We start from the raw sequence: 12,226 nt of genomic DNA on the forward strand, positions 1-12,226 counted from the left end.
CACCTGGACAAGTCAGGGTTGCAGGCGCTCGACCGTCGTCTCGTCGCCGTCGAGGCGGACGACGATCCGGTTGTGCAGCCGCCCGTGGCGACCCTGCCAGAACTCCACCTCGTCGGGTCGCAGCAGGTAGCCACCCCAGTGCGGCGGGACCGGGATGTCGTCGACGTCGGCGAAGCGGGCGGTGGTCTCGGCCAGGGCGCGGTCGAGGTCGGCGCGGGTCGCGGCCGGGCGCGACTGCTGCGAGGCCCAGGCGCCGAGCCTGGACTCCCTCGGCCGGGCCTGCCAATACGCCTCGGTGACCTCCGGCGCGACCCGTTCGGTCACCCCGCGCACGTGCACCTGCCTGGCCAGCGACGGCCAGACGAAGGTGGCGGCCGCGTACGGGTCGGCGGCGAGCTGGTTGCCCTTGGCCGAGTCGTAGTTGGTGTAGAAGACGACCCCCTCGGGCGAGAGCCCCTTGCACAGCACCGTGCGCGCGACCGGCCGCGGCGCCGGGCCGGTGAGCGAGACGGTGGCCAGCACCATCGCGTTCGGTTCGGCCACCCCGAGCGTGCCCGCCTGCTCGATCCAGCGACGCAGCAGCGGCTCCCACCCTCCGGCCACCCACGACTCGTCCAGATCGGGTTCGGTGGTGCGCACCGCCCGCGGATCGCCGTAGTCCACCCGCATCGCGCTCAGGTCGACCGCACCGGAAATCGCGGCGTCGGACAGGGTTACGGAAGCCTGCGCGGCGGGCTCGGTCGCGGCCGCCGAGGACGGGTCGAGTTCACGCATAGGGGCGACGTTACTCCGCGGTACCTGCGGGTCTATCGTTGCGAAAGATCGGCCTGCCCCCGCAAGGAGAGTCACCATGACCGCGAGCTCGGTACCCCAGGATTTCGTCAGCGGACTGGAGGGCGTCGTCGCCTTCACCACCGACATCGCCGAGCCCGACAAGGACGGTGGCGCCCTGCGATATCGCGGCGTCGACATCGAGGACCTGGTCGCCAACCGGGTGACCTTCGGTGATGTGTGGGCGCTGCTCGTCGACGGCCAGTTCGGCCGCGGCCTGCCGCCCGCCGAACCGTTCCCGCTGCCCGTGCACACCGGTGACGTGCGCGTCGACGTGCAGGCCGGTCTGGCCATGCTCGCCCCGATCTGGGGTTACGAGCCGCTGCTCGACATCGACGACGAGACCGCCCGCGAGAACCTCGCGCGCGCCTCGGTGATGGCGCTGTCGTACGTGGCGCAGTCGGCGCGCGGTATCTACCAGCCCGCGGTGCCGCAGAAGAAGATCGACGAGTGCACCACCGTCACCGAGCGGTTCATGACCCGCTGGAAGGGTGACCCCGACCCCCGCCACACCGAGGCGATCGACGCCTACTGGGTCTCGGCCGCCGAGCACGGCATGAACGCCTCCACCTTCACCGCCCGCGTGATCGCCTCCACCGGCGCCGACGTGGCCGCGTCCCTGTCGGGCGCGATCGGTGCCATGTCGGGCCCGCTGCACGGTGGCGCGCCCGCCCGCGTGCTCCCGATGATCGAGGAAGTCGAAAAGTCCGGCGACGCACGGGCTCTGGTCAAGGGCATCCTCGACCGCAAAGAGAAGCTGATGGGCTTCGGCCACCGCGTGTACCGTGCCGAGGACCCCCGCGCCCGCGTGCTGCGCGCCACCGCGAAGCGCCTGGCCGCCCCCCGCTACGAAGTCGCCGCCGCCCTCGAACAGGCGGCCCTCGCCGAACTGCGCGAGCGCCGCCCCGATCGCGCCATCGAAACCAACGTCGAGTTCTGGGCCGCGGTCATCCTCGACTTCGCCGAGGTCCCCGCCCACATGATGCCCGCCATGTTCACCTGCGGCCGCACCGCTGGCTGGTGTGCCCACATCCTCGAGCAGAAGCAGCTCGGCAAGCTCGTCCGTCCCGCCGCCATCTACACCGGTCCGGGTCCGCGCACGCCGGAGGAAGTCGCTGGCTGGTCCGCCATCGCGGGCTGACCCCACTCCCCCGACCGGGCACCGACTTTCGGTGCCCGGTTTTTCTTCTTTCGGTGCCCGGTTTGTCTTGAACCAGCACACCTTCCACTCGCATCTCTCGAAGTGACCCCCGCCGGAGCGCTTATCACGCACCGGCGAAACCGAGAGGTGGTACCCATGACGACCCATATCCGCAAGGTGGTCGGCTGCCTGTTCGTTGCCTTGGCTGTGTGCTTCTCCGTCCCCGCCTGCGAGGAAAACGACATCGGCCCCGCGGCTGTCGATCAGGCGTGCGAGGTAGCGGGGCCCGTGGTGGAAGCGGTCGTGTCCAGACTCGCCGCAGGAAAAACGATCACGGCCGCGATCATCGCCGCCATCACCGGCGTCATCGTCGAAGACGCCTGCCTCGAGGCCCTCGAGGATCGCCTGCGGTGAGCAGGAGAAGTCACGAGGTCGGCGGAGGTGCGAGCGTCGAGTACGGAACCCGGCCGGTGGGGGTCTGAAGTGCCGACCGGTACAGGCGCGGATCGTCGGCCATCCGACATCCGGTCTGTGCGGAGATAGTGATCGTGCGCTGATCTTTCCGCACGGAGATCCGCGCACCGTCTTCCGAGTTGACGAAGGTCTGGGTGTAGTTCCCTGGCATCTCACTGACCACGGGAGGAGTCGCACCGAAACGAGCTGCGACGTCTCGGGCACGATCGGCGACCTGCTGCCAGCCTTCGTCCGCGATCGCGGTGCGGGATTCGATCTGGTAGTCCTCCAGAATCAGCATGGTCCCCTCCGTTCGATCGTAGGGAGTTCCGCACGCGTTCGGTCGGTACGACTCCGCGAATCCCCACTCAAAGACCGGACGAGGAGTGAAACTGCTTGCAGCCGAACCGATTTCCTCCACCGCAGACCGCATATCGGTTGCTGCGGACTCGAGGCTGCCACGGTCGAGCAGGCGCTGCTGAGCGTAAACGGTTTCCTCGGGACCGGTCGGATTCGGCCGACTGTCGAGCTGCGCGGCGGACAACCGACAGCCGACCTGCGTGTCGATCGAGATGCCGCTGTCCCTGCTCACCGAGACCTTTGTTCCATCGGCTGCGTTATAGAAGACGCCATTCTCCGGTGTCTCGGTGGCGAGCGCACCGATGCGGACAACGATGTCCCGAACACGCTGAGTGAACTGCCGCCATATGTGGTCGGGGACATCCACAGACGGAACAGAACGGTAGCTCTCGAGACCGATCATCACCGCACCGGTTCGGTCGTACGGCTTGAAACATTGCTCGGTGCTGAGGTGATCGCTCTTGGACCATTCGAAGGCGACCCCAGGAAGCAGCTCCGCCGCGACCGCAGCGATTTCCGTTGTGAGCGATCGCATCGCGGTGAACTCCTGCTCCATGGTCGGGCGCTGGCGCAGCCGCTCCAAGGCGGCGGCAGTATCTTCCTGGCCGGTCACGGTCGGATGAGTACGCGCCGCGTCACAGCCGAGAACAAGCGTCGAGGCCGCCGAACAACACATCATGACCGTCGCCAGCCCGCGAATTCTGGGGCTTCGGCTCGTAGGCCGGACCGCTCTCGACATTCGGACCATCAGCTGGTTTTCGGTTTGGTGGCATTTTCAGGCAGACCCGCGACGATTGCGGCTAGGTTGTAGCCGGAACGGTGGAGGTTTCCGGTGCTGCCATCCGTACGTCCGTACTCGGAGTGCGGGTTCTCGGCGCCACGCGAGTAGTACTCACCGTCAACGGTGATCGGGTCGGTACTGAGATGCGTGACCCAGGGCATTCCGTCCGGGCTGCGGCCGAACGAGTCCAGATTGCCCACGATCTCGCCGTGCTCGGTCATCTCGTACACATGGCCATCCTGCAGCCCGAGGTCGCCCGCGTTCTCCACCGCATCGTTCAGTCCAAGGCTGGTGATCGGTGAACCGATTCCGTTCAGGCCTGGTAGGCCAGGAACATCGGCGCCCAGTCCGGGTGATCCGTAGAACACGACATCGTCGACGACAACGGCTGCGCCGCTTCTTGCGCTCGACCTTCGTTGGTCACGTTGATCATGTCCGGTTCGACATCGGACAGGCTACCCATCCCGCCCTGCGGCGGGTCGTAGCCGAACCAAGCGACCGAGGCGATTTCCTCGCCCTCGCGGCCGGCAGCTTCCAACTGGGTCTGGGACGTTTCGATCATCTTCTCGGCCTCGCCCATCATGCCGCCGTGCGGATTCTTCGGCTCCCCACCACCGAGAAGTGTGGAGTCCAGATTCGAGCCGAGACCGGGTGTGGTCACCGAAATGTGGTCCGCGGTGTCAGGGTTGCCGACCGACACGGCAGCACGGCCCTGGCGGCCGGACTGCATATCGAGAGCCATCAGGTAGCGGGGCGGATTGGACGAGGACGGGCCGTCTCCGACTGCGGCGCTGACAGCGGCGAGGTCCTTGAGTTTCTGATTTGTCCGATCCAGCTCGGTTCGTGCGTTGCCGATTTCCGACATGTCGCCGGTCGTCGCCGCCTGTGTTGTAGCTGCGGCGACAGCCGCCTCGTATTTCGCTCGGTCGGCTTCGAGCCGTGCCCGTTCGGGCTCGAGCATCGCCCGGTTCGCAGCGTCTCTCACCTCAGCAGGCAAGCCATCGAGGTTGCCGATCGAACCCGGGGAGTTCGTTGCGATCTCCCTCTTCTGCTCGCTCGTGAGCGAATCCCACCAAGCCCGGTTTTCCTGCGCTGTACCGCCTTTCGGCGGCTGAGGGGTTCCGGTCTTGGATGTGCTCTCGTTACCGAACGAATCCGGTGTCGGGAGGTTGTCGAACGCTGCTTCGATTGCCTGCTTCGCCGCCGCGTCTGCGTTGACGGCGCCGGTCAACGCGTCTTTGACCCACTTGGTGTGGTTCTTGGCGGACACCTCCAGCGCCGCGATTCCCACGTTGTACTTGTCCGCGACCACCGCCGAATCCGTCGATTCGCTCGTGACAGCCGAGTACAGGCGTTGCTTCGCAGATTCACTGATTACGCATGTGCCGTCGTCACGGACATCGAAACCCTTGGCAATCGCATCAGCTTTCTTCGATGCAAGAACCCCCTGCGCGGAACTGATCGTCCACTGGGCCGAGGTCGCAGCGTCGCGACCACGCTCCAGCGCATCAACTATGTGAACGGCCTTCTGGTGGACTTCGTTGTACCGGGTGCGCATCGCGTCGCCCGTCGCACGCCGGAATGTTTCATGTGAGGCGTCGACCGCGATGTATTGAGCGTCGATCGCGGCTCGCAATTCACTTGCTTGGCGCGTGAACTCGGTCGCCTGCGCGGCGAACTCTATCGGCTTCCACGACTCGACCAGCGGGACCGTCAAGTGCTGACTCATCGTTCCCCTGCCCCCTGCAACGCGCCGGAGAATGCTTCATCCTGCTGTTGGAACGTGATCACGGCGGCGATTGTTTTGCCGCTCAGCTCGGCCAATGCTGTTCCCACCGCTGACATCGCCTTGTCGACGCGACGTGCCGCAACCTGGTACGCCGGTGGCGTATCGCCGTTGGGCATGCACTCGTAGACGCCATCGGCAAGGGCACCTCCCTTGGCAATGATCTGGATTGCCTGGCCGGCGGTCCCCATCTCGGCCGCGAGGACGCGCACAGCATCCGGGTCGAGATCAAAGGTCTCTGCACTCGGCGTCGGACTCATTGATGGACTATAGACTCCGCAAGCACCACACGCCGCCGCCTCAGCCCCGAGTTCAGCATTTCGCGCCCGAGCAGGCGGATTGGCCTACGGCGACAACACCGACTGCGGCCTCATCTCGACGTGGTCCCACCCAAGAAGATGACGATGCCGACGACGAGTACTTCCGTCGGCAGTCCTGGCTCGAGTAACGACTGACCACGTCAGGGCTAGCCGTACAGTATGGCAGCGGGGCCGAGAATATTGATGTGCAGATGAAGAGGTTGGGGACCCGCGACCGGTGATAGTCAGTCGTTCCCAGTTCTACACGCGCCGGGATTGGGCTGATCGCCGATCGATGACCGTCAGTGCAGGGCAGTGAAATCGAGGGCCACCGAGGCGCCCCGGTCGACAGTGTAGAAGGCCGCCTGCAGATGCGTGCCGAGCTCGATCAGGCCGACGACCGGGAGGGGGACCGGTTGGATCAGCCGGACTCGCCAGGGGGTTGGTTCGTCCCAGGCGCGGAGTTCCAGGTCGAGGCGAAGGACGGGGTCTTCGCGGGCGGTGTAGTCGGTGGCGACGGGGGCTACCGCTAGGACGGTGGCTTCGGCGCGGCGGCCGTTGGCGAGGATCTTGGCGGTGGAGCGGCGGCCGGTGGTCGGTTGTTCGGGGAGGTACAGGACGATGCGGTCGGGGTCGCCGGGGTCGACGCGGCAGCCGATGGTGTCGCCGGGGCGCATCCATTCCAGGTCCTGGCTACGGATCCGTTGCCGTACGCGCACGTCGTAGGGCAGCTCGTCGGGCAATTGCACTCGCACGCTGAACCGATAGCCACCCTCGCCTCGGCGCGACCACACCGACAGCACGGTCGCACTGGCAGGCAACCCCCTGAGCAGCAGTTCCCGACGCGCCCCCTCCGACAGCAAGCCCGGCCGCCGCCCGACGACCCACAGCCACCGGTCGAGCAGGTTGGGTCCCGAATCGACCGCGAGCAGACTCATAGCGGAAGAGTACTGCCAACTACGTTGGCGCCAGGGCAAATTCCCCGCACCCGGCACGATGACCCGCCGGACACCGAGCGTTCGAAAGCCGACGACACGAACCATCAGAGGTCGCCGCCGAGGCATTTCTGCGCGGCGCCCCGGCGGCTACGGTCTGTGAACCCTCTCGTCACGGTTGTCGCGCACGGCCGAAAGTCACCCCGAGCCCCCGTGGAGTACCGGCCTGATCCGATGGCAGACGGAGCTACGGCGTGTCACCGCACGCGGGATCACCGGTCCGACGTGGGGCGGCTCACAGACCCGCACCCACCGCGACCACCGTCATCCGCGCACCACTAAACTCCCCCGCATGACCAGTGCGTTCCCGACAATTCCCGCCGACCTCAAGCCCGCCGACGGACGGTTCGGCTGTGGCCCGTCCAAGGTCCGCCCGGAGCAGCTGCAGTCGCTGGTGACTGTCGGCGCCTCGGTCTTCGGCACCTCGCATCGCCAGAAGCCGGTCAAGGACGTGGTGGCGCGGGTGCGCAACGGCCTGCGCGAGCTGTTCTCGCTGCCCGAGGGCTACGAAGTGGTGCTCGGCAACGGCGGCACCACCGCGTTCTGGGACGCGGCCGCCTTCGGCCTGATCCGCGAGCGTTCGCTGCACCTGACCAACGGCGAGTTCTCCTCGAAGTTCGCCTCCGTCGCCAAGGGCAACCCGTTCATCGGTGACCCGATCGTCGTGTCGTCGGAGCCGGGCAGCGCGCCCGAGCCCGTGTCGGACCCGAGCGTCGACCTCATCGGTTGGGCCCACAACGAGACCTCGACCGGTGTGTCCATCCCGGTGTCGCGCCCGGCCGGTTCGGAGAACGCGCTGATCGCCATCGACGCCACCTCGGGTGCGGGCGGTCTGCCGGTGAACATCGCCGACTCCGACGTGTACTACTTCGCCCCGCAGAAGTGCTTCGCCGCCGACGGTGGTCTGTGGATCGCGATCATGAGCCCGGCCGCGCTGGCCCGCGTGGAGGAGATCAAGTCCTCGGGTCGCTGGACGCCGGAGTTCCTGTCGCTGCCCGTCGCCATCGACAACAGCACCAAGGACCAGACCTACAACACCCCGGCCATCGCCACCCTGCTGCTGTTCGCCGACCAGATCGAGTGGATGAACACCAACGGCGGCCTGGACTGGACCGTGAAGCGCACCCTCGACTCGTCCTCGCGCCTCTACACCTGGGCCGAGCAGAGCTCCTTCGCCACCCCGTACGTCACCGATCCGGCGCACCGTTCGCAGGTCGTCGGCACGATCGACTTCGACGACTCGGTCGACGCCGCCCAGGTGGCGAAGATCCTGCGGGCCAACGGCATCGTCGACACCGAGCCGTACCGCAAGCTGGGCCGCAACCAGCTGCGCGTCGGCATGTTCCCGGCGATCGACCCGGAAGATGTTTCGCAGCTGACCCGCTCCATCGACTGGGTCGTCGGTCAGCTGTAATTTTTGCGGCGCCGTGAGGTTTGCGCCCTGAATGACCGGGAGTTGCGGGCACGATTTTTGTTCCTTCGTCAAAAATCGACCCGCAACTCCCGGTCGGCGCAAACCCATTCCGGTATTCGTCAGCGCTGACACGCTTCGCAAAGTTCGCATTCTTCGCGACGTTCCGTCCGGCGCAGAGCCGTTGATCTATCACCAAAACGCCTGTACACGACCAGGATTCGCGCGGGGAGCCGATCAGATTAGCGGGCCGAGGCGTCCCCGTGCGCGATTTGGGCGTGCGTGTCTGCTGCCGCGGCCAAGTAATGTGCACTACTGTCTAGGAAAGTGGGCGGTGTCCTAACAGACGGAGCCGACGCGATAGGGAGGTAACGGTGCGTGAACTTCGAGTGATCGGGGTGACGCCCGACTCCACACACATCGTGTGCAGCGACCTCGAGTCCGGCACCAAGTTCCGGCTGCCCGCCGACGACAAGCTCCGCGCGGCGGCGCGCGGCGACCTCGCACGATTCGGCCAGATCGAGATCGAAATGGAAGCGTCTATGCGTCCTAGAGATATCCAGGCCCGTATTCGCGCCGGTGCGTCCGTCGAACAGGTCACGGCGGAGTCCGGCATGCCCGCGAGCAAAGTGGAACGTTTCGCCTATCCGGTGTTGCTCGAGCGTGCGCGCGCCGCCGAACTGGCGCAGAAAGCCCATCCGGTGCGGCCCGACGGCCCCGCGGTGGAAACGCTGCACGAGATCGTCACCGCGGCCTTCGCCGAGCGCGGGCACACCATCGAACACGCCGAATGGGATGCCTGGAAGGACGAGAAGGGGTTCTGGGTCGCGCAACTGCAGTGGCGGCACGGGCATTCCGAGATCGCCGCGCACTGGCGCTACCAGCCCGACGCGCACGGTGGTTCGGTGTCCCCGCTCGACGACCCGGCCGCCGACCTGATCGATCCCGATTTCGGTCGTGCCCTGCGTGGCCTGGCCACCATGCCCGCCCCGGCGGCGCCGGTGGTGGAGGCGCCGGTTCCGGTCGAGCCACGGCCGCGCGAGCCGATGCCGACCCCGCGCCCGCAGAGTCGTCCGCAGCCCGCCCTGGACGAGTACTACGAGCAGCGGCAGGTGGCGGCAGGTGGTGGGACGGCGGCGATTCCGCCCAAGCCCGCGCCGACGGCCGTGCCCGCGATGCCCAAGCCGACCGCGCCGATCCCGGCGGCCCCCAAGCCCGCCGCACCGGTTCCGGCGGCGACGGCTCCCGCACCGCCGAGCGAGCCCGCAGCACCGGCGCCGCCCGCCGCGCAACAGGAGACGCCCGCCCCGAAGCCCGAGCCGGACAAGCCGAAGCCCGCACGCAACAAGCGCGGCAAGGCGCCCATGCCGTCCTGGGAAGACGTGCTCCTTGGCGTGCGCAGCTCCGGCAACTGACGATGCACCGGCGGCCCCGAGTTCTCCCGAGAGCTCGGGGCCGCGCTGGTCATCCGGCTCGGGTGCCTTCCCGGCGCGACCGCAGGTTCCGCTAGCCGTCGGAGGTGACACGTGAAGTCGGCTTCCACCCTCTGGTACGTCGATACCGTCGACCCGGTCGCCGTCGTGCACAGTCGACCCGAATCCGATTCCGCTGCCGCGCAGGCCCTGGCGAGTCAGCTGTATGCCGACCACGATGTGCGCCCGATCGTGGTCGGGACGCTCGACGGCTGCGCCGGTCCGGATCGCGACGAGGTCTATATCGGTTGCTATCCCGGCGTGACGGTCGTGTGCACCGCCGAAGCCGCCGTGATCGAGCCGACCGTGCTGCCCGAACTGCTCGTCCGCCCGCAGGCCTCCGAACACACCTATCTGGTCTCGTTCGACACCACCGTGCACTGGGGCGCGTTCGCCCATTGGGAACGCGGGGAATTCCGCCGCTCGTTCAGTTCCACCAGGGTCGACATTCTGGAGAACGAGGGGCTGCCGATGGTGTGGGAGCGCGAGTTCTGGGCCGGGGATCATCCGGTGCCGTGGGATCGTGGGGATCGTCCCGGTCCGCAGTCGCTGCCGTTCGACCCACCCGAGTTCGCCGACGCCGCCAACGCCCACTGGCTCGGCTTCCGCTATCTGGAGCCACCCGGACTGATCGACCTGCCGGTGTGCGGATTCACGCTGTATCCGAAAGGCCGAGCACCGCGACCGGTACCGGCCGTACCCGCCCGTCGGGGTCTGGCGCGCTGGTTGCGCAGGGTCGCCTAGCCGACCAGGTGGATCAGCAGTGCGACCCAGCCGAGTTCCACGCCGAGGACCGCCCCGGCGAGCACCCATCGCAGAACCGGCGTGCACCGCCACCGCCACACCGTCGGCGCCACCCCGACCACCGCGATCACGTTCACCGCGATCGCGAGCAGCGGATGCACCTCGGCCAGCGCGACGCCGAACGCGTACACCGCCACCGCGCTCAGCACCGCGACCAGGGCGATCACCGTGCCACCCGCCGCCAGCGGCACCGAACCCGCCCGGTTGGGACTCATGAGGTGCGGACCCGTTCGTAGAAGGCCATCGCGGCGGCGGTCGCGACATTGAGCGAATCCGTCCCGGCCGACATCGGGATACGGGCGCGAATATCGGTGGCGCGCATGGCTTCTTCGGTCAGGCCGGGTCCCTCGGCACCGAGCAGCAACGCGACCCGCTCCCCCGTCATGGCCGTGGCCAGGTTGACCGCGGCCGGGTTCGGCGTGAGCGCGATGATCTGAAAGCCGCGCTCCCGCAACAACTCCAACCCACCCGGCCACCTCGGAACCGAGGCGAACGGCACCCGCAGCACATGCCCCATCGAGACGCGCACCGAACGCCGGTAGAGCGGGTCGGAACAGCGGTCACCGAAGAGCACCGCGTCGACGCCGAGCCCGGCGGCGTTGCGGAACATGGACCCGAGGTTCTCGTGGTCGTTGACGCCCTCGAGCACGGCCACGGTGCGGGCGCCGTCGAGCACCGCGTCGACCGTCAGCTCGGCCGGGCGCGGCGCCACCGCGAGCACCCCGCGATTGAGGTGGAAGCCGACCACCTGGGCCATCACCTCGGCCGTGGCCTGGTAGTACGGCACATCGAGCCCCGCGAGATCGGCGGCGAGGGCGTCGTGACGCTTGGCGACCCCGAGCAGCGCGCTCGGGGTGAACCGCGAGGCCAGCATCCGCTGTACCACCACGACCCCCTCCGCGATGACCAGTCCCTTGCGCCCGGGCAGGTCCGGCCTGCGGTCGGCGGAGGACAGATCACGGAAGTCGTCGACACGGGGGTCGGCGGGATCGTCGATGGGAATTACTTCGGCCACCGGATCATCCTGGCATGCTGGAAGCATGAAGCTGGTTCAGTTGATCTTGAACGTGCTGTGGGTGGTGCTCTGTGGGTTCTGGATGGCTGTCGGCTACCTGTTCGCGGCGCTGATCTGCTTCGTCCTGATCGTCACGATCCCGTTCGGCATCGCCTCGCTGCGCCTGGCCGGTTACGTGCTGTGGCCGTTCGGGCGCACGGTCGTCGACAAACCGAGCGCCGGGGCGGGGTCGCTGCTCGGCAACATCATCTGGTTCGTGTTCGCGGGCTGGTGGCTGGCACTCGGTCACGTGTTCACCAGTGTGGCCCTGGCGGTGACGATCATCGGGTTGCCGTTCGCCTGGGCCAATCTGAAGCTGGTGCCGCTGTCGTTGTTCCCGCTCGGCCACGAGGTGGTACCCCAGCAGAGCTGACTACTCCGAGCCCGCGATGATCTGGTTCATGATCGCCACGGCCTGATCGAGCACCATCAGCTGTTCCGGAGCGAGGTTGGACAGCTGTTCGGTCATCCAGGCCTCACGCGCGTGTGTCTCGTCGGCGACGAGCGCGCGACCCGCCGGTGACAGCGACACGATGATCTGGCGCCCGTCGGTGGGGTGCGGTCGACGCTGGACCAGCTCGAGGTCGGCGAGCGAGGCGATCACCCGGGTCATCGACGGCGGCTGCACTCGCTCCTTGCCCGCGAGGTTGCCGGGCGTCATCGCACCATCGCGGGCCAGCGTGGCCAGAGCCGACAGCTGGGTGAGCGAGATCTGCGCCTCGGCACGGCGGCCGCGCAGGTGTCGCGTGAGCCGCACAACCGCCAGCGAGAGATCACCGGCGAGGGCACGGACGTCGGATGGCACTGTCACAGTGCAGAACTCTACGGTACGGCCGTCA

15 protein-coding genes are annotated in these 12,226 nt (G+C 67.4%); 6 read left to right on the forward strand and 9 right to left on the reverse strand.

The annotated features are described in order from the left end of the window. Nucleotides 1-12: 12 nt before the first annotated feature. Nucleotides 13-696 carry a pyridoxamine 5'-phosphate oxidase gene (pdxH, locus tag NC7_RS13030; protein WP_373861248.1) on the reverse strand — a complete coding sequence of 228 codons (684 nt, stop codon included), beginning with the start codon at nucleotides 694-696 and terminating at the stop codon, nucleotides 13-15. A 154-nt stretch (nucleotides 697-850) separates the two neighbouring features. Between pdxH and NC7_RS13035 the strand changes: the two genes are divergently transcribed. Beyond that, on the forward strand, nucleotides 851-1,972 hold the full coding sequence (locus NC7_RS13035; RefSeq protein WP_067982552.1) for a citrate synthase 2: 1,122 nt from the start codon (nucleotides 851-853) through the stop codon (nucleotides 1,970-1,972). Nucleotides 1,973-2,128: 156 nt separating this feature from the next. After that, complete coding sequence (locus NC7_RS13040) at nucleotides 2,129-2,386, forward strand: hypothetical protein (protein ID WP_067982556.1); 258 nt, start codon at nucleotides 2,129-2,131, stop codon at nucleotides 2,384-2,386. A 10-nt stretch (nucleotides 2,387-2,396) separates the two neighbouring features. Here NC7_RS13040 and NC7_RS13045 read toward each other — a convergent pair whose 3' ends face one another. The 5 genes from NC7_RS13045 to NC7_RS13065 form a co-directional block, all read right to left on the reverse strand. Next, on the reverse strand, nucleotides 2,397-3,398 hold the full coding sequence (locus NC7_RS13045) for an LppA family lipoprotein (RefSeq protein ID WP_067982559.1): 1,002 nt from the start codon (nucleotides 3,396-3,398) through the stop codon (nucleotides 2,397-2,399). A 134-nt stretch (nucleotides 3,399-3,532) separates the two neighbouring features. Next, nucleotides 3,533-3,934: a hypothetical protein gene (locus NC7_RS13050; protein ID WP_157101972.1), complete on the reverse strand. Its 402-nt coding sequence runs from the start codon at nucleotides 3,932-3,934 to the stop codon at nucleotides 3,533-3,535. Then, nucleotides 3,880-5,295 carry an alpha/beta hydrolase gene (locus NC7_RS13055; RefSeq protein WP_084458449.1) on the reverse strand — a complete coding sequence of 472 codons (1,416 nt, stop codon included), beginning with the start codon at nucleotides 5,293-5,295 and terminating at the stop codon, nucleotides 3,880-3,882. The genes NC7_RS13050 and NC7_RS13055 overlap by 55 nt, the downstream gene beginning before the upstream one ends. Further along, a complete protein-coding gene (locus NC7_RS13060; protein ID WP_157101973.1) occupies nucleotides 5,292-5,612 on the reverse strand; it encodes a hypothetical protein in 321 nt (106 codons plus the stop codon). Before NC7_RS13060 ends, NC7_RS13055 begins: the two co-directional genes overlap by 4 nt. 341 nt (nucleotides 5,613-5,953) lie before the next feature. Then, nucleotides 5,954-6,589 carry a hypothetical protein gene (locus NC7_RS13065; RefSeq protein WP_067982572.1) on the reverse strand — a complete coding sequence of 212 codons (636 nt, stop codon included), beginning with the start codon at nucleotides 6,587-6,589 and terminating at the stop codon, nucleotides 5,954-5,956. A 349-nt stretch (nucleotides 6,590-6,938) separates the two neighbouring features. Here NC7_RS13065 and serC point away from each other — a divergent pair, with 349 nt between their 5' ends. From serC to NC7_RS13080, 3 genes are all read left to right on the forward strand, one after another. Next, on the forward strand, nucleotides 6,939-8,060 hold the full coding sequence (serC, locus tag NC7_RS13070) for a phosphoserine transaminase (RefSeq protein WP_067982576.1): 1,122 nt from the start codon (nucleotides 6,939-6,941) through the stop codon (nucleotides 8,058-8,060). 371 nt (nucleotides 8,061-8,431) lie between these two features. Then, on the forward strand, nucleotides 8,432-9,472 hold the full coding sequence (gene sepH / locus NC7_RS13075) for a septation protein SepH (RefSeq protein WP_084458450.1): 1,041 nt from the start codon (nucleotides 8,432-8,434) through the stop codon (nucleotides 9,470-9,472). Nucleotides 9,473-9,583: 111 nt separating this feature from the next. Beyond that, entirely contained in the window at nucleotides 9,584-10,273 is a 690-nt protein-coding gene (locus NC7_RS13080) for a DUF6928 family protein (protein ID WP_067982582.1), read from the forward strand. Here the strand turns inward: NC7_RS13080 and NC7_RS13085 are convergent. Beyond that, nucleotides 10,270-10,548 (reverse strand): DUF2537 domain-containing protein, encoded by a 279-nt coding sequence (locus NC7_RS13085; protein WP_067982583.1) that lies wholly within the window; start codon nucleotides 10,546-10,548, stop codon nucleotides 10,270-10,272. The two genes, NC7_RS13080 and NC7_RS13085, sit on opposite strands and share 4 nt — an antisense overlap. Next, entirely contained in the window at nucleotides 10,545-11,348 is an 804-nt protein-coding gene (locus NC7_RS13090; RefSeq protein ID WP_157101974.1) for a TrmH family RNA methyltransferase, read from the reverse strand. Before NC7_RS13090 ends, NC7_RS13085 begins: the two co-directional genes overlap by 4 nt. Nucleotides 11,349-11,373: 25 nt before the next feature. On the opposite strand from NC7_RS13090, the gene NC7_RS13095 reads away from it, so the two are divergent. After that, a complete protein-coding gene (locus NC7_RS13095) occupies nucleotides 11,374-11,760 on the forward strand; it encodes a YccF domain-containing protein (protein WP_067982588.1) in 387 nt (128 codons plus the stop codon). On the opposite strand, the gene NC7_RS13100 is transcribed toward NC7_RS13095, so the two are convergent. Beyond that, nucleotides 11,761-12,192, reverse strand: a complete 432-nt coding sequence (locus tag NC7_RS13100) for a MarR family winged helix-turn-helix transcriptional regulator (RefSeq protein WP_067982590.1) — start codon at nucleotides 12,190-12,192, stop codon at nucleotides 11,761-11,763. Between the last annotated feature and the right edge of the window lie 34 nt (nucleotides 12,193-12,226).

This window comes from Nocardia caishijiensis NBRC 108228 (assembly GCF_001612825.1).
Taxonomy (GTDB): domain Bacteria; phylum Actinomycetota; class Actinomycetes; order Mycobacteriales; family Mycobacteriaceae; genus Nocardia; species Nocardia caishijiensis.

What these genes read in the sequence shown, in the direction of transcription:
- NC7_RS13065 (WP_067982572.1), bottom strand. Translation starts at nt 6,589, where the DNA reads ATGAGTCTGCTCGCGGTCGATTCGGGACCCAACCTGCTCGACCGGTGG.
- NC7_RS13095 (WP_067982588.1), top strand. Translation starts at nt 11,374, where the DNA reads ATGAAGCTGGTTCAGTTGATCTTGAACGTGCTGTGGGTGGTGCTCTGT.
- NC7_RS13085 (WP_067982583.1), bottom strand. Translation starts at nt 10,548, where the DNA reads ATGAGTCCCAACCGGGCGGGTTCGGTGCCGCTGGCGGCGGGTGGCACG.
- NC7_RS13035 (WP_067982552.1), top strand. Translation starts at nt 851, where the DNA reads ATGACCGCGAGCTCGGTACCCCAGGATTTCGTCAGCGGACTGGAGGGC.
- NC7_RS13060 (WP_157101973.1), bottom strand. Translation starts at nt 5,612, where the DNA reads ATGAGTCCGACGCCGAGTGCAGAGACCTTTGATCTCGACCCGGATGCT.
- serC (WP_067982576.1), top strand. Translation starts at nt 6,939, where the DNA reads ATGACCAGTGCGTTCCCGACAATTCCCGCCGACCTCAAGCCCGCCGAC.
- NC7_RS13055 (WP_084458449.1), bottom strand. Translation starts at nt 5,295, where the DNA reads ATGAGTCAGCACTTGACGGTCCCGCTGGTCGAGTCGTGGAAGCCGATA.
- NC7_RS13040 (WP_067982556.1), top strand. Translation starts at nt 2,129, where the DNA reads ATGACGACCCATATCCGCAAGGTGGTCGGCTGCCTGTTCGTTGCCTTG.